General features: G+C 71.5%; 15 protein-coding genes. 8 read left to right on the forward strand and 7 right to left on the reverse strand.

The window, feature by feature from the left end:
- Positions 1 to 76 precede the first annotated feature (76 nt).
- Entirely contained in the window at positions 77 to 1,450 is a 1,374-nt protein-coding gene (gene aroA / locus ACEYYH_RS06835) for a 3-phosphoshikimate 1-carboxyvinyltransferase (RefSeq protein WP_374977489.1), read from the reverse strand.
- Between the two features lie 62 nt (positions 1,451 to 1,512).
- On the opposite strand from aroA, the gene ACEYYH_RS06840 reads away from it, so the two are divergent.
- Positions 1,513 to 2,235, forward strand: a complete 723-nt coding sequence (locus tag ACEYYH_RS06840; protein ID WP_374977490.1) for a sigma-70 family RNA polymerase sigma factor — start codon at positions 1,513 to 1,515, stop codon at positions 2,233 to 2,235.
- Positions 2,232 to 2,474, forward strand: coding sequence for a zf-HC2 domain-containing protein (locus ACEYYH_RS06845; RefSeq protein WP_045297433.1), 243 nt, complete (start codon positions 2,232 to 2,234; stop codon positions 2,472 to 2,474). The genes ACEYYH_RS06840 and ACEYYH_RS06845 overlap by 4 nt, the downstream gene beginning before the upstream one ends.
- 17 nt (positions 2,475 to 2,491) lie before the next feature.
- Here the strand turns inward: ACEYYH_RS06845 and ACEYYH_RS06850 are convergent, their stop codons facing one another.
- Together ACEYYH_RS06850 and ACEYYH_RS06855 are read right to left on the reverse strand one after the other, a co-directional pair.
- Positions 2,492 to 3,397 (reverse strand): diacylglycerol kinase, encoded by a 906-nt coding sequence (locus tag ACEYYH_RS06850; RefSeq protein ID WP_374977491.1) that lies wholly within the window; start codon positions 3,395 to 3,397, stop codon positions 2,492 to 2,494.
- On the reverse strand, positions 3,394 to 5,067 hold the full coding sequence (locus tag ACEYYH_RS06855; RefSeq protein WP_374977492.1) for an FAD-binding oxidoreductase: 1,674 nt from the start codon (positions 5,065 to 5,067) through the stop codon (positions 3,394 to 3,396). Before ACEYYH_RS06855 ends, ACEYYH_RS06850 begins: the two co-directional genes overlap by 4 nt.
- 34 nt (positions 5,068 to 5,101) lie before the next feature.
- Between ACEYYH_RS06855 and ACEYYH_RS06860 the strand changes: the two genes are divergently transcribed.
- The 3 genes from ACEYYH_RS06860 to ACEYYH_RS06870 all read left to right on the forward strand — a co-directional run bounded on the left by ACEYYH_RS06860 (position 5,102) and on the right by ACEYYH_RS06870 (position 8,732).
- Positions 5,102 to 5,689 carry a TetR/AcrR family transcriptional regulator gene (locus ACEYYH_RS06860; protein ID WP_374977493.1) on the forward strand — a complete coding sequence of 196 codons (588 nt, stop codon included), beginning with the start codon at positions 5,102 to 5,104 and terminating at the stop codon, positions 5,687 to 5,689.
- Positions 5,686 to 7,245: a glycerol-3-phosphate dehydrogenase/oxidase gene (locus ACEYYH_RS06865; protein WP_374977494.1), complete on the forward strand. Its 1,560-nt coding sequence runs from the start codon at positions 5,686 to 5,688 to the stop codon at positions 7,243 to 7,245. Before ACEYYH_RS06860 ends, ACEYYH_RS06865 begins: the two co-directional genes overlap by 4 nt.
- Before the next feature lie 89 nt (positions 7,246 to 7,334).
- Entirely contained in the window at positions 7,335 to 8,732 is a 1,398-nt protein-coding gene (locus ACEYYH_RS06870; protein ID WP_374977495.1) for an APC family permease, read from the forward strand.
- 33 nt (positions 8,733 to 8,765) lie between these two features.
- Here ACEYYH_RS06870 and ACEYYH_RS06875 read toward each other — a convergent pair whose 3' ends face one another.
- The gene (locus tag ACEYYH_RS06875; protein ID WP_374977496.1) at positions 8,766 to 12,503 is read right to left on the reverse strand and encodes a multifunctional oxoglutarate decarboxylase/oxoglutarate dehydrogenase thiamine pyrophosphate-binding subunit/dihydrolipoyllysine-residue succinyltransferase subunit; all 3,738 of its coding nucleotides are present in this window, start codon (positions 12,501 to 12,503) and stop codon (positions 8,766 to 8,768) included.
- 178 nt (positions 12,504 to 12,681) lie between these two features.
- Here ACEYYH_RS06875 and ACEYYH_RS06880 point away from each other — a divergent pair, with 178 nt between their 5' ends.
- Positions 12,682 to 14,154 (forward strand): GuaB1 family IMP dehydrogenase-related protein, encoded by a 1,473-nt coding sequence (locus ACEYYH_RS06880; protein ID WP_374977497.1) that lies wholly within the window; start codon positions 12,682 to 12,684, stop codon positions 14,152 to 14,154.
- Between the two features lie 232 nt (positions 14,155 to 14,386).
- Here ACEYYH_RS06880 and ACEYYH_RS06885 read toward each other — a convergent pair whose 3' ends face one another.
- Positions 14,387 to 15,355: a hypothetical protein gene (locus tag ACEYYH_RS06885; RefSeq protein WP_374977498.1), complete on the reverse strand. Its 969-nt coding sequence runs from the start codon at positions 15,353 to 15,355 to the stop codon at positions 14,387 to 14,389.
- Between the two features lie 345 nt (positions 15,356 to 15,700).
- A complete protein-coding gene (locus ACEYYH_RS06890; RefSeq protein WP_374977499.1) occupies positions 15,701 to 16,576 on the reverse strand; it encodes an LLM class flavin-dependent oxidoreductase in 876 nt (291 codons plus the stop codon).
- 160 nt (positions 16,577 to 16,736) lie between these two features.
- Between ACEYYH_RS06890 and ACEYYH_RS06895 the strand changes: the two genes are divergently transcribed.
- Both ACEYYH_RS06895 and ACEYYH_RS06900 read left to right on the forward strand, forming a co-directional pair.
- Positions 16,737 to 18,065 carry a hemolysin family protein gene (locus ACEYYH_RS06895; protein ID WP_374978175.1) on the forward strand — a complete coding sequence of 443 codons (1,329 nt, stop codon included), beginning with the start codon at positions 16,737 to 16,739 and terminating at the stop codon, positions 18,063 to 18,065.
- Positions 18,062 to 19,120 (forward strand): hemolysin family protein, encoded by a 1,059-nt coding sequence (locus ACEYYH_RS06900; protein ID WP_116193986.1) that lies wholly within the window; start codon positions 18,062 to 18,064, stop codon positions 19,118 to 19,120. The genes ACEYYH_RS06895 and ACEYYH_RS06900 overlap by 4 nt, the downstream gene beginning before the upstream one ends.
- Before the next feature lie 61 nt (positions 19,121 to 19,181).
- Here ACEYYH_RS06900 and ACEYYH_RS06905 read toward each other — a convergent pair whose 3' ends face one another.
- Positions 19,182 to 20,246, reverse strand: a complete 1,065-nt coding sequence (locus ACEYYH_RS06905) for an NADH:flavin oxidoreductase/NADH oxidase (protein WP_374977500.1) — start codon at positions 20,244 to 20,246, stop codon at positions 19,182 to 19,184.
- Positions 20,247 to 20,281 lie beyond the last annotated feature (35 nt).

A 20,281-nucleotide genomic window follows, 5' to 3' on the forward strand; every position in this document is an offset into this window, starting at 1 on the left:
TCCCGCTCATAGGGTCATCCCGGGTCGGTTCACGCTGGTCACCCCGATCGCTCCGCGAACGCTTGCACGCGCCGTCTCACGAGGCGCGCATCGTCTCCTCGGAGACCCCGCCGTCGGCGTGCTCGCCGTCGAGCATCCGCTGCCAGATCTGCGGGAACTCGGGCATCGTCTTGGCGGTCGTGCCGATGTCGTCGACCTCGACGCCGGGCACGGCCAAGCCGATGAGGGCGCCTGTGGTCGCCATGCGGTGGTCGTGGTATGCGTGCCAGGTCCCGCCGTGGAGCGGGCGCGGCACGATGCGGATGCCGTCGGGCAGCTCCTCCGCCTCGCCGCCGAGGCCACGCAGCTCTGCGACGAGCGCCGCGATGCGGTCGGTCTCGTGGCCGCGGATATGGCCGATGCCGTGCAGGGTCGACGGGGAGTCGGCGAAGGCTGCGAGCGCGAAGATCGTGGGGGTCAGCTCGCCGGCGGCCGACAGGTCGAGATCGACGCCCTGGATGGCGGAGCCCGCGGTCACGGTGAGTGCGCCGCCGCGGCGCACCACGCGGGCGCCCATGAGCGAGAGGATCTCGGTGAGCATCGCCCCGGGCTGGGTGGAGTGCGCGGGCCAGCCGGTTACGGAGACGGAGCCGCCCGCGACCATCGCGGCCGCGAGGAAGGGCGCCGCGTTCGAGAGGTCGGGCTCGATCGCGACGTCCTTGCCGCGGATCGGGCCGGCCGGCACGATCCACTCGCCGACGCCCGGACGCTCGACGTGCACGCCGCGGTGCCCGAGGGCTTCGACGGTCATGTCGATGTGGGGGATGCTCGGCAGGCGCTCGCCGGAGTGGCGCAGCTGCAGGCCGACGTCGAAGCGGGGTGCCGCGAGCAGGAGGCCCGAGACGAACTGGCTCGACGCGCTGGCGTCGATCGTCACCTCGCCGCCGCGCACGTGACCGTGGCCGCGGATGATGAAGGGGAGCGCCCAGTGCCCGCCGTCGTCGATGTCGACGCCGACGTCGCGCAGCGCGGTGATCATGGCGCCCATCGGGCGGTGCAGCGCGCTCTCGTGCGCTGTGAGGGTGACGTCGCCGCGGGCGAAGCCGCCCAGGCCGGCGACGAAGCGCATGACGGTGCCGGCCTGCCCGCAGTCCACCACGGTGTCGCCGTGCAGCGGCCACACCGGTGTCACCTCGATGTCGTCGCCGTAGAGCCCGGTGCCCTCGACGAGCTCGATCCCGACGCCGAGCGAGCGCAGCGCGTCGATCATGCGGGCGGAGTCGTCGGAGTGCAGCGGCGAGATCAGGCGGCTCGGGCCGTCGGCGAGGGCGGCCAGGATCAGCTCACGGTTGGTCAGCGATTTCGACCCGGGAACGGTCACCGTGGCGTGCAGCGCGCCGTCGGCGACGGGCGCGGGCCAGTGACCGCGCCCCATCGGCGCGGCGGGCGGGGAATACGCGTCGGCTGTCATCGGGTTCTACCCTACTGAACCCGGTGGGAACGAGCCGGGAGCAACCTACTGAGCGGAGCCGGATGTTCGCCACTCTCGAGCGCCTCGACCACGAGGCGCCCCTCCTCGCCGGGCGTGACCCGCTCGTCCCAGGCGGCCGGCAAGAGCCCGCCGTAGACTGGCGCGTGATGAGCGACTCGACCGACCAGGCTGCTGAGGCGGACCAGGCCCAGGATCCCCGCGCGCAGTTCGAAGAGCAGGCGCTGCCCTTCATGGACCAGCTGTACGCGGCGGCCATGCGCATGACGCGCAATCCCGCCGACGCGGCGGACCTCGTACAGGAGACCTTCGTCAAGGCGTTCGCCTCGTGGAAGACCTTCACGCAGGGCACGAACCTCAAGGCGTGGCTGTACCGCATCCTGACGAACACCTATATCAACACGTATCGCAAGAAGCAGCGCGAGCCGCACCAGGGCACGATCGACGACCTCGAGGACTGGCAGCTGGGCGGTGCCGAATCCACGACGGCGACGAGCACCCGTTCGGCCGAGGCCGAGGCGATCGACCACATGCCCGCGTCGGTCGTGAAAGACGCGCTGCAGTCCATCCCGGAGGACTTCCGGCTGGCGGTGTACCTCGCCGACGTCGAGGGCTTCGCCTACCAGGAGATCGCCGACATCATGAAGACCCCCATCGGCACGGTCATGAGCCGTCTGCACCGTGGCAGGCGGATGCTGCGTGAACTGCTGGCCGACTACGCGAAAGAGCGCGGCATCACCCCCGCCGCCACAAGGAGCACGAAATGACGGACTGCGGCTGTGAGAAGGCGCGGCGCGACCTGGAGGAGTACCTGCGCCACGAGGTCTGCAAGACCGAGCAGAGCGACATCGCCGAGCACCTGGCGAACTGCGAGGGCTGCCGTGACGAGGCGCTCGTCGCCACCACGCTGACCGAGGTGCTCGCGCGGGCGTGCAAGGAGAGTGCACCCGAAGAGCTGCGCGACCAGGTGCTGGCCAAGCTCCGGGCGGTCCAGGCGGCGCACTGACGCCGCCGCCCGCCGGGTCAGCCGGCGGGCGTGAAGATCGTGAGCGCGCTGCGCACGACGTCGATCGTCAGGGGCAGCTCACCGATCGGGTCGCCGTCGGCGTAGGCCGTTACCCCCGGCGACGACAGTCGCACCGAGCGCACCCGTCGCATCGCCACTTCCGGCACTCCCGCGTGCGTGCCCTGGTACACACGCGGGAGAAGGCGCAGCAGGCGCAGCCGCCCGGCGGGACGCACGAGGACGACGTCGAGCAGGCCGTCGGCCGGGTCGGCATCGGGACAGATCGGGATGCCGCCGCCATAGGTGCGGCCGTTGCCCACTGTCGCCATCACGAGGTCACCGCGCACCTCTTCGCGGGTGCCGTCGGGCAGCTCCATTTGCACCTCGTACGGCATGCCGGCGAGCGTCAGGAACTCGATGAGGATCGCGATGCTGTACCGCGAGCCGCCTCGTGGCCACCTCATCGCGTTGGCGCGATCGTTGACCTTCGAGTCGAACCCGCTCGCGAGCACCGACCCGTAGTACCGCGTCGACCCGTCTTCACGCGTGACGCGGGCGAGGTCGATCGACCGGGTGCGGCCTCCCGCGATCGCGTCGGCCGCGGCGGTCGCGTCGAGCTCGCGCAGCCCGAGCGTCGCCGCGAAGTCGTCGCCGGTGCCCGACGGCACGATGCCGAGCGGGATCCCGGAGCCCGCGACCTCCTGGATCGCGAGGTTCACGGTGCCGTCTCCGCCCGCCACGACCACCGCGTCGACGCCGACCTCGATCGCGGCCCGCAGCAGCGCAGACGACTCCGCAGCGCTGCCGCCGCTCAGGATCGAGGTCTGCACGCCGTGCGCGCGCAGGCGCTCGGCGGCGTGCGTGGCGGCGCCCGTGTGCGCGCCGGCGCGCGCTGCGGGATTGACGAGCAGCGCGACCTTCACGCGCGCTTCGCCGTGTCCGTACCGGGCGCGACCAGTGCGCCGGGATTCATGATGCCGAGCGGGTCGAGCACGCCCTTCACCGCGCGCAGCACCTCGACGCCGAGCAGGCCGATCTCTGCCTCGAGGTAGGGGCGGTGGTCGCGCCCCACGGCGTGATGGTGGGTGATCGTGCCGTGTGCGTCGCCGATCGCGCGGGACGCGGCATCCTTCGCCCTCATCCACTGCGTCTCGGGATCGTCGGTGAGCGCGGCGACCACGGTGAAGTAGAGCGAGGCGCCCGCCGGGTACACGTGCGAGATGTGGCACAGCACGATCGGCCTGGTTCCCGAGGCCGTGAGGCTCTCGGTGAGCGCGGCGGTGACGGCGGTCTTGAGCGCGGGCAGGTGAGTCCAGGTCGTCGCGGTCTCGAGCGTCTCGGCGAGGACGCCGATGTCCATGAGCGTGTCGCGCAGGGCCGGAGAAGCGAAGCGGCCGCGCTCCCACGAGCGCGCGGGATCCTCGCCGCGCGACGTCGCGCCATGAGCGCGGAAGACGGCGTCGAGCGCGTCGCGCGTGGCCTCGGCCTCGGCGGGCGTGGCACCTTCGAAGGTGGCGACGGCGAGGCATCCGCGCATCCGGGCGAGGTGCCCGCCCATCGCGGCGTTCACGCGGGTCTCGGTCTCGTCGCTCAGACGCAGGACGGTGGGACGGATGCTGCGCTGCGTGGCTTCGCGGAACGCCGACGCCCCCGCGGCGAAGTCGGGGAACGACCACGCGCGGTACGCGGTGGCCGCCGGGATCGGGCGGACGCGCACCGTGACCTCGGTGAGGACGCCGAACGCGCCCTCCGAGCCGAGGAACAGCTCGCGCAGGTCGGGGCCGGCGGCGCTCGCGGGGGCGCGGCCGAGGTCGAGGTCGCCCGCGGGGGCGGCGACGCGCAGCGCATGGACGAGGTCGTCGAAGCGGCCGTACCCGCGTGACGCCTGGCCGCTGGAGCGGGTCGCGGCGTATCCGCCGAGGGACGCGTAGAGGAAGCTCTGCGGGAAGTGGCCGAGCGTGTACCCGCGGGCACCGAGGAGCTCCTCCGCCTGCGGACCGGTCGTGCCGGCGCCGAACGTGGCGAGCAGCGACACCTCGTCGAGCGCGAGGAGTGCCGCGGTGCGGCCGAGGTCGAGCGCGATCACCGCGCGGTGCACGCCGCGCACCGGGTCGACGCCGCCCACCACCGAGGTGCCGCCGCCGAACGGCACGACCGCGATGCCGCGGTCCGCGCACGCGCCGAGCACGGCCGCGACCTCGTCGTGCGTCGCGGGGGAGACCACCGCATCGGGCGCGGCCTGCGGCTCGTCGAGGCGGCGCCGCAGCAGGTCGGGTGTGCTCTTGCCCCCGAGGTGCAGCATGCGCACCGCGTCGTCGCGGGTCGCCGCATCGGGGCCGACGATCCCGGCGATCCCGGCGAGGTCGTCGTCGGGGAGCAGTGACGGTGTGAGGACGGGCGCGGGGCGATGCGGCACGGGATGAGCCTTCCCCGGCAGCAGCGTCGCGACGATCGCCTTCGCGGCGGCCGGAAGGCGGGCGGGCTCGGATCCCCAGGCGTCCCAGTCGCCGCGCGGGCGGGGTGTCGGGACGGCGAGCGGCCGCGCCGGGCTCGCGGCGTCGCTCGGGGAGTCGGTGGGCACCGTCGCAGCCATGGCGACAGTATGACACATTCTGTATGGTTGTCACATGGCCGATGGAGTGCCCGACACAGAGACCGCGATCCTCGACGCCGCGCTCGCCGAAGTGCTGGCGCACGGCATCCGCCGGACGACGGCATCCGACATCGCCCGTCGCAGCGGCATCGCCCGCCAGACGCTCTACCGCTACTGGCCCGACGCGCAGGCGGTGTTCGCCGCCCTCGTCACGCGTGAGCTCGTGGCGGCGCTTCCCGCCGAGGCGGGGGAGTCCGCCGACCTCGATGAGCTCGTCGCGCTGCTGGTCGAGACCTCCGACCGCGTGCGTCGCCTGCCCCTCGTCGACCGGCTGCGCGACACCGACCCCGAACTGTTCGCCCGGTACATCCTCGACCGCTTGGGCACGAGCCAGCGCGCGATCCACGCCGAGACCGCCCGGCGCATCGCCGCGGGGCAGCGCGCCGGGTTCGTGCGCACGGGCGAGCCGCCTCAGCTCGCCGCGATGGTGCTGCTCATCGCGCAGTCCGCGGTGCAGTCCGCACCGCTCGTCGCCGAGTGGCTTCCCGAGAGCGCCTGGCGCACCGAACTCGGGCACGCGCTGCGGGGATACCTCGCACCGGTCTCCGGGGAGCGGCGATGACCACGCGGATCATGGGGCGCACACCCCGTCCCTCGGCGCTCTCGGCGACCCGCCGCGCGCGCGAGCTCGACGCCCTGGCCGACGAGCGGGAGATCGACGTTCTCGTCATCGGCGGCGGCATCACCGGAGCCGGGATCGCGTTGGATGCTGCGTCCAGGGGCCTGCGCACCGTGCTGGTCGAACGGCACGACCTCGCGCACGGCACGAGCCGCTTCAGCTCCAAACTCGTGCACGGCGGCCTGCGGTACCTCGCGTCGGGACAGGTCGGGATCGCGCACGAGAGCGCGACCGAGCGTCACCTCCTCCTCACCCGCACCGCGCCCCACCTCACGCGAGCGCTCGCGCAGGTCGTGCCGCTGCACGAGCCCGGGCATATCGCCCGCGGGGCGTACATCGGCATGGGGTACGAGCTCGGCGACGGCCTGCGCCGCGCGGTCGGAACACCCGGCTCGCTGCTGCGGGCACCCGCCGCGATCGGCCGCGACGCGACGCTCGCCCTCGCTCCCGCCGTTCGCGCGGAAGGTCTTCGCGGCGGCGTGCGCGGCTGGGACGGGCAGCTCATCGACGACGCGCGGCTCGTCGTCGCCGTCGCGCGCACGGCCGCGGGGTACGGGGCATCCATCCTGACCCGTGTCGAAGCGGTGGGGGTCACCGGGCGCGAGGCGACCCTGCGCGACGTCGTGACCGGAGCGACGCTCCGGGTGCACGCCCGCGCCGTCGTGAGCGCGACCGGCGTGTGGGCGGGCGAGCTCGACCACGAGGTCCGGCTGCGACCGAGTCGCGGCACGCATCTCGTGGTGTCGACGGCGCGCCTCGGCGGCTCGGATGTGTCGCTCACCGTGCCGATCCCCGGTTCGTCGAGCCGCTTCGTGTTCACGCTGCCCGCGCAGCACGGCCGCACCTACATCGGCCTCACGGATGTGCTCGCCGACGGTCCGATCCCCGACGTGGCGCACGCGACCGAGTCCGAGATCGACATGCTCCTCAGCACCGTCAACACCGTGCTGGAGGAGCCCCTCGCGCGCACCGACGTGCTCTCGACGTTCGCGGGCCTCCGCCCGCTCCTCGCCGGCGCGGACGACCACGACACGAGCGACCTGTCCCGCCGCCACGCGATCATCGAGTCCGAAAGCGGTGTGCTCAGCATCGTCGGCGGCAAGCTCACGACCTACCGGCGCATGGCCGAGGACGCCGTCGACGCCGTCATCCGTCGCGACCCCGGGTTCGCCCCCCGCCCGTCGCCCACCCGCGCCCTCCCGCTCGTCGGCGCGTGGCCCCGGCACCGCCTCGGCGAGATCGTCGCGACCCCGCGCCTGGTGCGCCGGTTCGGCGCCGAAGCCCCGTACGCGGCCGCCCTCCCGTCGGGCATGTCGGCCGCATGCGGCGTGACGGCGCAGGAACTCGAGTGGGGCGTGCGCGTCGAGGGTGCCCTGAGCATCGCCGATCTCCTCGACCGGCGCACGCGTCTCGGCCTCGTCGACACCGATCGTGAGGAGTCGACGGATGCTGCCACCGCCGCCTTCGCCCGCGCCGGCGTGGACCCCATCGAGGTGTGACGGGCGGCCGCCGAGGGTTGGCAGGAATCCGCACCAGGACGGCCGCGCAGGCGCGGCCGGGTGTCGGATGTGCTCGCCAGACTGGGACGGTGACGCGAAGCGGAAAGCACGGAGGCCTCGGTGTCGTCCAGGGCACCGCGCTCTACATCGCGTCCGTGCTCGGCACCGGGCTGCTGGTGCTCCCCGGACTGGCGGCCGACGTGGCGGGCCCGGCGTCCATCGTGTCGGTGCTCGCCGTGATCGTGCTCGCGGTGCCGCTCGCGGGCACCTTCGCCGCGCTCGCCGCGCGCTACCCCGATCCCGGCGGGGTCGCGAGCTACGTGCGCCGCGCGCTCGGCAGCACCGCCGCCCGTGCGACGGGCTACTGGTTCTACTTCGGCGTGGCCGCAGGGTTCCCGGTGCTCGCGTTCCTCGGCGCCGAGTACCTGTCGGCGATCCTGCACATCGATCGCGTCGCCGTGCCGATCCTCCTGTTCGCGATCCTCGTGCCGCCGTTCGCCGTCAACATGCTCGGCGTGCGGGTCGCCGGCTGGGTGCAGTTCGTACTCACCGGACTCCTCGTCGGCATCGTCGTCTTCGTCGTCGCCACGGCGTTCCCGGCAGTCGAGGCCGCGAGCTTCTCGCCGTTCCTGCCCCACGGATGGGCGGGCGTCGGCACGGCGATCAGTCTCTTCGTCTGGGCGTTCGCCGGCTGGGAGGTGGGCACGCACATCTCGGGGGAGTTCCGCGACCCGCGCCGCAGCATCCCGATCGCCACCGCCATCGCGCTCGTCGTGACCGGCCTCGCGTACCTGCTGCTGCAGGTCGTGACCGTGGGCGTGCTCGGCGAGGATGCGGGTGCCGGTGCGGTGCCGCTGCTCTCGCTCGCCGACGCCGTCGCGCCCGGCTTCGGGCCTACCGCCATCGGAGCCATCGCGGCGATCGTCGTCCTGGGGGTGATGAACGCCTACCTCGCCGCGTTCGGCAAGCTGGGTGCCTCGCTCGCCTCATCGGGCGACCTGCCCCGCGTGCTCGCGCCGGGAGCCGAGTCCGGCGGAGTGCCGCGGCGCGCCCTCCTGCTGACGTTCGTCATCGCGATGGTCTACTGCGCGATCGCGCTCGCCACCGGCGGTGACCTGCAGACGTTCATCCTCATCCACACCAGCAACATGGTGTCGATCTATGCCGCCGGCATGATCGCCGCGACCCTCATCCTGCCGCGCTTCACGGCGGGCTGGTTCATGGCGGTGGTCGCCGCGGTGCTCTCTGTCGGCCTGCTGCTGCTGGCGGGAGCGAATCTGCTCCCCGCCGCCGCGCTCGCGCTCGCCGCGATCCTCGTCACTGTGTGGAAGCTGCTTCGTCGCTCATCGCGACCCGCCGACCGTGGTCCCGGCGACGAGGCGATCGATGCCGGCCGCGCCGCAGACCCCGGGGCCATCGTCGAGGTGAAGACGACGACGGGCCAGGCGGAACGCCGTTCGGCCCTGGATTCCTCAGCGCAGAGCTGAGGCCTCCAGGGCCGAACCGGCGGAATGCTCCGTCTACAGCGTGAGCGCCTCCTGCATGATCGCGGCCTGCTCGGCGGCGTGCACCTTCGGCGAGCCGGTCGCGGTCGATGCCGCCGACGCGCGCGAGACACGGCTGATGGTGCGGCCGTTGAGGTTCTTCACGACCTCGAGGGCGATGAAGGGCCAGGCGCCCTGGTTCTCGGGCTCGTCCTGCACCCACACCAGCTCGGCGTTCGGGTACGAGTCGATGACGGCGTTGAGCTCGTCGATCGGAGCCGGGTAGTACTGCTCCAGGCGCACCAGGGCGATCTCGGGGTTCGGGTTCTTGTCGAGCTCGGCGCGCAAGTCCCAGTGGATCTTGCCGGCGTGCAGCAGCACGCGCTTGACGGCGGGCTTGTCGACGGCGCGGTCATCGTCGATCACCGGCTCGAAGCGGCCGGTGAGGAAGTCCTCGACCGGGCTCGTCGCGCCGCGTAGACGCAGCATCGCCTTCGGCGTGAAGACGACCAGTGGCCGGCGCGGACGCGAATACGCCTGCCGGCGCAGCAGATGGAAGTACGACGCGGGGGTCGACGGGCGCGCGACGGTCATGTTGTCCTGCGCGCACATCTGGAGGTACCGCTCGATGCGGGCCGACGAGTGGTCGGGTCCCTGGCCCTCGTAGCCGTGGGGGAGCAGCAGCACGACACTCGACTGCTGGCCCCACTTCTGATCGGCGGCCGAGATGTACTCGTCGATGACCGACTGGGCGCCGTTCGCGAAGTCGCCGAACTGGGCCTCCCACAGCACGAGGGAGTCGGCGCGCTCGACCGAGTAGCCGTACTCGAACGCCATCGCCGCGTACTCGCTCAGGAGCGAGTCGTAGACGTAGAAGCGCCCCTGGTCCTCGCTGAGGTTCGTGAGCGGGATCCACTCCTGGCCGTTCGCGCGGTCGTGCAGCACCGCGTGGCGCTGCACGAAGGTGCCGCGACGCGCGTCCTGGCCGGCCAGGCGCACATTGGTCTTCTCGAGCAGCAGCGAGCCGAACGCCAGCAGCTCACCGAAGCCCCAGTCGATCGACCCGTTGCGGCTCATGTCGAGGCGCTTGTCGAGCAGCTGCTGCAGCTTGGCGTGGACCGTGAAGCCGTTCGGCTTGTTCACGAACGTGTCGCCGATGAGGGAGACCATCTCGCGCGAGACGCCGGTCGTCGCCGGCTCGCCGGTGGCCGGCTGGGCGCTCGCGTCGGGCACGAGGATGGGCGAGGAGCCCGTCTCGGCCGCGTGCGTCTCGGCGAACGCGATCTCGAGGCGGTTCTGGAAGTCCTGCTTGGCCTTCTCGTACTCTTCCTCGGTGATGTCGCCGCGACCGACAAGAGCCTCGGTGTAAAGGCGCCGCACCGAGCGCTTCGCCTCGATGAGGTTCGTCATGAGGGGCTGCGTCATCGACGGGTCGTCGCCCTCGTTGTGACCGCGGCGGCGGTAGCAGACGAGGTCGACCACGACATCGCGGTGGAACCGCTCGCGATAGGCGAAGGCCAGCTGCGCGACACGCGTGACGGCCTCAGGGTCGTCGCCGTTGACGTGGAAGATCGGCGCCTGGATCGTCTTGGCGACATCCGTGGCGTACACCGAGCTGCGCGCGTCGGTGGGCGTCGTGGTGAAGCCCACCTGGTTGTTGACGACCACGTGCACGGTGCCGCCGGTGCGGTAGCCGCGCAGCTGCGACATCTGCAGCGTCTCGACGACGACGCCCTGGCCGGCGAAGGCCGCGTCGCCGTGGACGAGGATCGGCAGCCACGTGAAGGTTCCGACCGGCTTGCGGTCCTGCTTGGCGCGGACGATGCCTTCGAGCACGCCGTCGACGGTCTCGAGGTGCGACGGATTCGCGGCGAGGTAGACGGGCAGCTCGGACTCATTGTCGGCGACGAACGTGCCCTCGGTGCCGAGGTGGTACTTGACGTCGCCCGAGCCGCTCTTCGAGCCGATCGCGACCGACCCCTCGAACTCGCGGAACACCTGGCCGTACGTCTTGCCGGCGATGTTCGTCAGCACGTTGAGGCGGCCGCGGTGCGCCATGCCGATCGCGGCACCGTCGAGGCCCGCCTCGGCCGCGCCCTGAAGGATTTCGTCGAGGAGCGGGATCAGCGACTCGCCGCCCTCGAGGCTGAAGCGCTTCTGGCCGACGTACTTCGTCTGCAGGAACGTCTCGAACGCCTCGGCCTGGTTCAGCTTGTCGAGGATGCGCAGCTGCTCGTCGTGGCCCGGCTTCTGGTACTTGACCTCGACGTTCTCCTGGAACCACGCGCGCTGCGTCGGGTCCTGGATGTGCATGTACTCGATGCCGATCGTGCGGCAGTACGAGTCGCGCAGCACGCCGAGGATGTCGCGGAGCTTCATCTGGCGCTTGCCGCCGAAGCCACCGGTGACGAATTCGCGGTCGAGGTCCCAGAACGTGAGGCCGTGCTGCTCGATCTCGAGGTCGGGGTGCGTGCGCTGAGCGTACTGCAGCGGATCGATGTCGGCCATCAGATGGCCGCGGACGCGGAACGAGTTGATGAGCTCCTGCACGCGCGCGGTCTTGTCGACCCGCTCCGCGAGGTCGACGTTGATGTCGGCCGCCCAGTGGATGGGCGCGTAGGGGATGCGCAGCGCGGCGAAGATGTCCTCGTAGAAGCTGCGCTGGCCGATGAGCAGCTCGTGCACCTTCTTGAGGAACTCGCCCGACCCGGCGCCCTGGATGACGCGGTGGTCGTAGGTGCTCGTCAGCGTGATGGTCTTGCCGATCGCGAGCTCGTTGAGCGTCTTCTCGCTCGCGCCCTGGAACTCGGCGGGGTACTCGAGCGCGCCTGCGCCGACGATGCAGCCCTGGCCCTTCATGAGACGCGGCACAGAGTGCACGGTGCCGATCCCGCCGGGGTTGGTGAGCGAGATCGTGGTGCCCTGGAAGTCGGCCGCGGTCAGCTTGTTGCCCCGCGCACGCGTGACGAGGTCTTCGTACGTCGTGAGGTACTCGTTGAACGTGAGCTGCTCGGCGCGCTTGATGCTCGGCACGAGCAGGGCGCGGGTGCCGTCGGGCTTCGGCAGGTCGATCGCGATGCCGAGGTTGATGTGCGCCGGCGCCACGAGCGACGGCTTGCCCTCGATCTCGGCGTAGAAGACGTTCTGGCTCGGGAACTCCTTGAGCGCCTGGATGATCGCCCAGCCGATGAGGTGCGTGAAGCTCACCTTGCCGCCGCGGGTGCGCGACATGTGGTTGTTGATGACGATGCGGTTGTCGATCATCAGCTTCGCCGGAACGGTGCGGACGCTCGTCGCCGTGGGGACGGTCAGCGACTCGTCCATGTTGGCGGCGAGGGTCTTCGGCATGCCGCGCAGCGGCGTCACGACGTCGGCATCGGCCTCGCCGTCGGCTGCCGAGGGCGAGGCCTTCGGAGCCTGCGCCGGGATCGGCTGCGGTGCGGCCGGGCGTGCGGTGGTGCGCGCCACCGGCTGTGCGCCGATCACCGGGATGGGCGCCGTCACCGGGCGCGGCTCGGATGCCGCCGGCTGGGTCGTCGCCGGAGTCGAGGTCGCTGGGGCCGGGGCCGCGGCCGAGGTCTCAGGCGCCGCGGGGACGTCCGGGGTCGGTGCTGCTCCGTCGGCGGGGTGGTAGGCCTCGAGAACGGGCCACCACGCCTTGTCTACGGAGTTCCGGTCGATCTTGAACTGTTCGTACAGCTCCTCGACGAGCCACTCGTTGGCTCCGAACTCTCCCTCGTTCGAAACCCCGACGCCCGTCACCTGGCTCGACACGCTGAATCGCCTGCTTTCATCGGTGAAGTTCTGGGATGCGCGCGGGGCGCTGAAAGGCCTCACACACGACGGTTAAGCCTAGCCCCTTCTTCGCGGGCCGTTCCGGCCTCCGGTGGTCGCGAACCTGAAAGAACCCGCATGATTATCCGCACAGGAACTGTCACTAACCTTGGCGGTCATGGAGTTCTACGGCGAAACACCCGACGTCGACCTGACCTACTCTGACGTCTTCCTCGTCCCGCGTCGCTCGGCGATCACGAGCCGCCTCGATGTCGATCTCGCCCCGGGCGACGGTACGACGGCCACCCTCCCACTCGTCTCGGCGAACATGAACTCCGTCACGGGTGCGCGGCTCGCGGCCACCCTGGCCCGTCGCGGCGGCCTCGGAGTCCTCCCGCAGGACATGCCGCTGCAAGAGCTCGATGCCGCGATCCGCTGGGTCAAGGCGCAGCCGGTCGCGTGGGACACCCCGCTGGTGCTGCCGCCGGACGCGACCGTCGCCGACGCGGCACGGCTCCTTCCGGCCACCGAGGGCCACGGCATCGTCGTCGCCGATGCCCACCCCGCAGCGGGCACCGCCGGGCACGTCGACGCCGACGACATCCTCGGCATCGTCCCGGCGACCCGGCTCGGCACGGCCCTGCCCGACGCGCGCCTGGGCGACCTCGCGCGCGGGCGCGCAGCATCCGTCGATGCCGACGACATCGAAAGCGCCCGCCATGCGTTCGACGTGATCGTCGCCGCCGAGGCCGAGACGGTGTGCGTGCTGCACCACGGGCACCTCGTCGGCACCCTCTCCCGCCGCAGCGCGCTGCGCTCTACGCTGTACCGTCCCGCCGTCGACGCATCCGGCCGCCTCATCGTCGCCGCCGCGATCGGCATCAACGGCGACGTCGCCGCCAAGGCGAAGGCGCTCGCCGGCGCCGGCGTCGATGTGCTCGTCGTCGACACCGCGCACGGTCACCAGGAGGGCATGCTCCGGGCGCTCCGCGCCGTCGCCGACCTCGACCTCGGCATCCCGATCGCGGCGGGGAACATCGTGAGCGCCGAGGGCGTGCACGACCTCGTCACCGCCGGCGCGACCATCCTCAAGGTCGGCGTCGGCCCCGGCGCCATGTGCACGACCCGCATGATGACGGCGGTCGGTCGCCCGCAGTTCTCCGCGGTGCTCGAGACGGCCGAGGCCGCACGCATCATGGGCGCGCACGTGTGGGCCGACGGCGGCGTCCGCTACCCGCGCGACGTCGCGCTCGCGCTCGCGGCGGGCGCGGCATCCGTCATGATCGGCTCGTGGTTCGCGGGCACCATCGAGGCGCCGGGCGAGCTGCAGGTCGACGACGCCGGCCGCGCGTACAAGGAATCGTGGGGCATGGCCTCGACGAAGGCGGTGCACGAACGCTTCGGGCGGCTCGACCCGTACGAGCTCGCCCGCAAGGAGCTGTTCGCCGAGGGCATCTCGTCGTCGAAGATCTACCTCGACCCGCTCCGTCCGGGCCTCGAGGACCTGCTCGACATGATCACGTCGGGCGTCCGGTCGTCGTTCACGTACGCGGGTGCGTCGACCGTCCCCGAGTTCCACGACCGCGCGCGCGTCGGCCTGCAGTCGGCGGCCGGTTACGAGGAGGGCAAGGCCCTGCCGGTCAGCTGGTGATGTTTCCGGATGCTGCGCGCCCGCAGCATCCGTGATCCCGAAGGCATCGTCAGCGCGGGTGTCCGCGCTCGGCTCCGCGCTGCCGGAATCGGCATCCGCGGTCCACCTCGTCGTCGTCCCGTGGTGTGCGCGGTCGAAATCGGCGGGCGCTGCAGTCCCGTTCGTGCGCTCATGCCGATTCCTGCAGCGCCATCGGGGAACACCAGGTCGAGGGGCACCGACGCCGACCGTCTCATGGTCGTTGCTGGGAGCTCGGCAGCCCGTCGGCGGTCAGGATGTCGTACACCAGCCGCGGGTTGTCGAAGTCGGTGGCCTCGAGCCGGGAGAACCCGCGGACCTCGCGGCGGATCTCGTTCTCGCGGTTCTTCTCGTCTATCACGATCTCGTCCGGATCGCGGTCGTCACCGAACTCGGGGCTGAGGTACTTGCCGCGGCCATCGATTTCGAGCCAGTGGTCGAACGCGGGGAAGTAGCGATCGCCGAACACGAGGCGCCCGCTGCGGAGCACTCGCCGTTCCTGCGACCGTGACTCGGGGAACCCCAGTCGGCGCAGCACGTGTGCAGCCTGTGTTTCGCGAGGGTTCGCCGCCCCGGTGTCGGCGAATGCGACGACGTGGCGCGCCCGCACGTCGCCCCGCCGCCGCGGCTCGTTGCCGAGGAGCCGGAGCAGTTCGTCGATCGTCGTGAGCGGGCCGCCCTCGCGCCCGATCCATACCGCCTGGTCGACGGCGGTCGCCGCGACGAGGAACGGGGCCGTGCGGGCGAGGTCGAGCGCTGTCTGGGCGGGTGTGGTCAGCTCGTGCCGGCCGAACGGGACTCGTTCGACCCCCTCGAGACCGAGCGCGTGCCTCCTCACCGCGCCACCGGATCGGCCGCCCGTCGCGCGTTCGATCATCACGTCCACCTGTCGCGGCCACTGCCCGAGGATGTCGATGCCGTGTTCGGCAGCGGCCGCGAAGTGCGACAGCACCGCACCGGGTTCGAGCCGGCGCGCGACCTCCGAAACGACGATGCGGTGCCGTTCGAGAGGACGGAGCCTGCGCCACTCGGTGCTCAACACGTAGGAACCCGCTGTGACGCGGGTCCACTCGCCCGACGCCAGGTTCTTGCGAATCCGACGGTCGTCGGCGAGATCGAACTGATCGCGCCGGCGGAGGATCGCGATGTCGGGCGAGATTCGTGGTTGTGCGGTGGACGTCACTCTCCCACGATGGGCGCGGCGGCGCCGGGCGGAGGGCGATGCCGCCGGGTCGGTGGAAACCGAGACGCGACGCTGGCCTGGGGAGAAGTCGCGGATCGCGACGGCGGCCGTGTGCCGTGCGCCAAACGGCCCTGACGAGCTGCGACGCCCGCGCGGTCCAAAACGGCATCCGGTGCTGGTTCGGCGTACGCGAGGGGGGTGCACGCTGTCGAAATCGTCGTGCGCTGTCGTGCGGTGTGGGCGCGAACGCCGATTTCCGCAGCGCAACCGGTCTCGGCGAGCGAGAGCAACGCCGGAGATGACGGATGCTGCGGGCCTGCAGCATCCGTGATCCCGAAGGCATCGTCAGCGCAAGCGGGCGAGGGCCTTCTCGTGGACGGCGGGGTCGGAGCCCATGCCCGCGGGGGACTCGGGTGCGTACACGACGAGCTCCGTAAATCCGAGTGCGGCGGCGTGCTCGGCGGCGGTGAGGTAGTCGTCGACGCCCGTCGTGGGACGCACGCGGCCGAAGCCCAGAAGCAGCGACCGGCGCACCGCCGCCGGATCGCGGTGCGCGCTGCGGCACGCCTCGTCGAAGCCGCGCGCCTGCGTGCCGAGCAGCTCCCAGTAATCCTGAGGATCGAGCTGGGTCGACCCGGGTCCGCCGTAGGTGTTCCAGGTGTCGGCGTAGGCGGCGGCGAGGGCGAGCGCGCGCGGTCCGTGGGCCGCGAGCAGTAGTTCCGGACGAGCGAGCCCCTCCGGTGCCGGGAGGGTCTCGAGGCCGCGGAACGACGTCGTGCGACCGTCCCACTCGGTCGCACCGTCGAGCACCGCCCGGTAGCCGCGCACCACGTCCGCAAAGCGTCCCGACATCTCGGCGGGCGTCTCGCGGGTGCCGCGGTCGGCCAGTGCGCACGTCGGCGCGCCCATGCCCAGCCCGAGCACGAGACGGCCGCCCGAGACGTCCTGCACGGTCATCGCGATGCGCGCGAGCGTGACCGGCGTGCGGAACACCGCCGAGGCCACCAACGTGCCGAGGCGGATGCGCTCGGTGACCGCTGCCGCCGCTGTGAGCGTGGTGAAGGCCTCGCTCAGCCACAGGCCCGGCGCGGTCGCGTGCGTGAGGTGGTCGTAGGTGTAGACGACGTCGTAGCCGACCTGCTCCGCCCAGCGGTACCACCGTTCCTGGGCACGCCAGGCTCCGACGGGGGGAATCACGAGGCTGATCCTGTCCAATGCCATGGCGCCATGCTGGCACCGATCCCCAGGCTCGTGCCGGGTGGGCCTCCCATAGAATGGTCCGCACGATGGACGACCCTCCCAGTTGCAGACAATCGCCCCACCGACCCTCCACCCCGATGAATCGGCCTGACCGCCGGTTGCAGCGAAGGGGGCGTGCGTGATGGATTACGTCATGTTGGGCGTGGGGCTTCTTCTCACAATCGGCACCGGCCTGTTCGTCGCCAGCGAGTTCGCGCTCGTGAACCTCGACCGGGCCGACCTCGAGGCCCGCCAGGCAGCGGGCGAGACCCGGCTGTCGCTCACGATCAGCGCCCTGCGCATCACCTCGACCCACCTGTCGAGCGCGCAGCTCGGCATCACGCTGACGACTCTCCTCACCGGTTACACGATGGAGCCGGCGATCTCGAACCTGCTCGCTCCGGTGTTCGACGCGTGGGGCATCCCGAGCGGCGTCTCGCGGCCGCTGTCGGCGATCATCGGCGTCTCGATCGCGACGATCTTCTCGATGATCATCGGCGAGCTCGTGCCGAAGAACTTCGCGCTCGCTGTGCCGCGGCAGACCGCCAAGCTCGTCATGCCCTTCCAGGTCGCGTTCACGACGGTGTTCCGTCCGGCGATCGTCGTGCTCAACGGCAGCGCCAACGGCGTGCTGCGCTCCGTCGGCATCGAGCCCAAGGAGGAGCTCTCCGGCGCCCGCACGGCCGAGGAGCTCTCGAGCCTCGTCCGCCGATCGGCCAGCGCCGGCGTGCTCGAGGAGGACACCGCGTCGCTCCTGGACCGCAGCCTCACCTTCGCGCGGCTCTCGGCGGCCGACGTCATGACGCCGCGGCCGAGCATCCACGCGCTCGCCGCCGACGACTCGGCCGAGGACGTCATCCAGCTCGCCCGCCGCACGGGTCACAGCCGCTTCCCGGTGTACGGCGAGGACATGGACGACATCACCGGCATCGTGCATCTCAAGGCCGCCGTCGGGGTGCCGCGCGAGCGCCGGGCGGACGTCCCGGCTGCGGCTCTCGCCACCGAGCCGCTGCGCTTCCCGGAGGCGGTCCACCTCGACGTGCTCGTCTCGGAGCTGCGCGCCCGCGGGTACCAGATGGGCGTGGTCGTCGACGAGTACGGCGGCACCGCCGGTGTCGTCACCCTGGAGGACCTGGTCGAGGAGATCGTCGGCGAGGTGCTCGACGAGCACGACCGTCGCCGCGCGGGCATCGTGCGGCTCGAGGACAGCGTCATCTTCCCGGGCGAGCTCAGGCCCGACGAGGTGCGCGACCGCACCGGCATCCGCATCCCCGAGGGCGATGTGTACGACACCGTCGGCGGCTACATCATGAGCGTGCTCGAGCGGATCCCGGTCGTCGGCGACCGCGTCGAGATCGAGGACGGCACGATCGAGGTGCAGCGCATGGACGGCCGCCGCGTCGACCGTGTGAGGTTCACGCCCACGCCGATGCCCCATGAAGGCGCGACCGAGGGGGGTGACCGCCGATGAGTGACTGGGCAGGAATCGCCTGGCTGGTGGTGCTCCTCATCGCCAACGCCTTCTTCGTCGGGGCCGAGTTCGCCGTCATCTCGGCCCGCCGCTCGCAGATCGAGCCGCTCGCCGAGAAGGGGTCGCGCGCCGCCAAGACCGCGCTCTACGCGATGGAGCACGCGACGCTCATGCTGGCGACGAGCCAGCTCGGCATCACGATCTGCTCGCTGCTGATCCTGAACGTCTCGGAGCCCGCCATCCACCACCTGCTGGCTGAGCCGCTGGGGCTCACCGGCTGGTCGGAGGCCGTCGTCGACGGCGTCGCCTTCGCGGTGGCGCTGATCCTGGTGTCGTACCTGCACGTCGTGTTCGGCGAGATGGTGCCGAAGAACCTCGCGTTCTCGGTGCCCGACCGCGCCGTGCTGATGCTCGCGACGCCGCTGGTGTGGGTGTCGAAGGTCTTCCACCCGGTGATCGTGAGCCTCAACTGGACGGCGAACCACATCGTGCGGCTGTTCGGCGTCGAGCCGAAGGACGAGGCCGCCTCGACCTTCACGCTCGAGGAGGTCGCGACGATCGTCAACCAGTCCCGCATCGAGGGCGTGCTCGACGACGCGTCGGGCACGGTGGCCGCGGCCGTCGAGTTCACCGACAAGAAGGCCGCCGACATCGCCGTGCCGCTGTCGCAGCTCGTGACGCTCCCTGTGATCACGACGCCCGACGAGATCGAGCGCGCGGTCGCCAAGCACGGCTTCTCGCGCTACGTGATCGTCGACGAGGCGGGCCTGCCGCTCGGCTACGTGCACCTGAAGGACATCCTCCGGGCAGCGGAGGGACCGGATGCCGCGACCGACGTCGCGCTCCCGATCGCGACGAAGCGCATCCACCACATGGTGCCGGTGCTCGAGTCGACCGATCTGGAGGACGCGCTCGCCGTGATGCGTCGCGCCGGCCGCCACCTCGCGCAGGTGCGCAACGAGGCCGGTGAGATCACGGCGGTGCTGTTCCTCGAGGACATCATCGAGGAGCTCATCGGCGAAGTGCAGGACGCCACGCGTCGTCGCCTCTTCTGACGGACGAGATGAGCGGATGCTGCGGCCCGGGGCCGCAGCATCCGCTCATCGCTTTTCCGGGTCAGAGGCGGGCGCGGAGGTACTGCGCGGGCCAGTAGTCGATGTCGGCCCCGAGCTCGGCCGCGGCGCGCAGGCCGTAGTGCGGGTCGCGCAGCCACTCGCGGCCGGCCATGACCGCGTCGGCGTCGCCGGCCTCGAGCACGCGTTCGGCGTGCGCGGCGTCGTCGATCATGCCGACGGCGTTGACCGGTACGCCGGCCTCGCGCCGCACGCGTGCCGCCAGCGCGACCTGGTAGCCCGGCCCGGTCGTGAGCTTCTGGTGGGCGACGAGGCCGCCGCTGGAGATGTCGAAGAAGTCCGCACCGCGCTCTGCCGCCCACCGGGCGACCGTCGCCGTCTCGTCGGGGTTCCAGCCGCCGTCGGCCCAGTCTGTGGCGGAGAACCGCACGATGAGGGGAACGCCGGGTGCGGCATCGGCCACGGCGTCCAGCACGCGCAGCAGCAGGCGGGCGCGGTTCTCGAGCGAGCCGCCGTACCGGTCGTCGCGCAGATTCGACAGCGGCGACAGGAACTGGTGCAGCAGGTATCCGTGGGCGCCGTGGAGTTCGAGCACCTGGAAGCCGGCCTCGACGGCGCGGCGCGCGGCCGCCGCGAAATCGGCGACGACGCGGTCGATCGCCGCGAGGTCGAGGGCGACCGGTGCAGCGTAGCCGTCGAACGCGATCGCCGACGGGGCCACGGTGGTCCAGCCGCCCTCGTCTTCGAGGACCGAGCCGCGACGTCCCGAGAACGGCCACCAGGTGGACGCCTTGCGCCCGGCGTGGGCGAGCTGGATGCCCGCGACGGCGCCCCGGCTGCGGATGGCCGCGACGATCGGCGTCCACGCGTCGCGCTGCTCGTCGTTCCAGAGCCCCGTGTCCCGCGGCGAGATGCGTCCCTCCGGCGACACCGCCGTGGCCTCGGCGACGACCATCCCCGCACCGCCCGACGCGAACTGCGCGAGGTGCGTGTGGTGCCACTCCTGCGGCACGCCGTCGACGGCACTGTACTGGCACATCGGCGAGACCCACAGGCGGTTGCGCACCGTCACGTCGCGCAGGGTGAGAGGGGTGAAGAGGCGGGTCATCGGGTCTCCGGATCGGATCGGGTGCGCGGTACTGT

Source organism: Microbacterium trichothecenolyticum, from assembly GCF_041938625.1.
Lineage (GTDB): Bacteria > Actinomycetota > Actinomycetes > Actinomycetales > Microbacteriaceae > Microbacterium > Microbacterium trichothecenolyticum_D.

Bases quoted from the DNA above. Each gene is read 5' to 3' on its own strand.
- ACEYYH_RS06890 (WP_374977499.1), bottom strand. From the start codon at position 16,576: ATGGCATTGGACAGGATCAGCCTCGTGATTCCCCCCGTCGGAGCCTGG.
- ACEYYH_RS06880 (WP_374977497.1), top strand. From the start codon at position 12,682: ATGGAGTTCTACGGCGAAACACCCGACGTCGACCTGACCTACTCTGAC.
- ACEYYH_RS06855 (WP_374977492.1), bottom strand. From the start codon at position 5,067: ATGGCTGCGACGGTGCCCACCGACTCCCCGAGCGACGCCGCGAGCCCG.
- ACEYYH_RS06905 (WP_374977500.1), bottom strand. From the start codon at position 20,246: ATGACCCGCCTCTTCACCCCTCTCACCCTGCGCGACGTGACGGTGCGC.
- ACEYYH_RS06840 (WP_374977490.1), top strand. From the start codon at position 1,513: ATGTTCGCCACTCTCGAGCGCCTCGACCACGAGGCGCCCCTCCTCGCC.
- ACEYYH_RS06865 (WP_374977494.1), top strand. From the start codon at position 5,686: ATGACCACGCGGATCATGGGGCGCACACCCCGTCCCTCGGCGCTCTCG.
- ACEYYH_RS06895 (WP_374978175.1), top strand. From the start codon at position 16,737: ATGGATTACGTCATGTTGGGCGTGGGGCTTCTTCTCACAATCGGCACC.
- aroA (WP_374977489.1), bottom strand. From the start codon at position 1,450: ATGACAGCCGACGCGTATTCCCCGCCCGCCGCGCCGATGGGGCGCGGT.
- ACEYYH_RS06845 (WP_045297433.1), top strand. From the start codon at position 2,232: ATGACGGACTGCGGCTGTGAGAAGGCGCGGCGCGACCTGGAGGAGTAC.
- ACEYYH_RS06900 (WP_116193986.1), top strand. From the start codon at position 18,062: ATGAGTGACTGGGCAGGAATCGCCTGGCTGGTGGTGCTCCTCATCGCC.
- ACEYYH_RS06860 (WP_374977493.1), top strand. From the start codon at position 5,102: ATGGCCGATGGAGTGCCCGACACAGAGACCGCGATCCTCGACGCCGCG.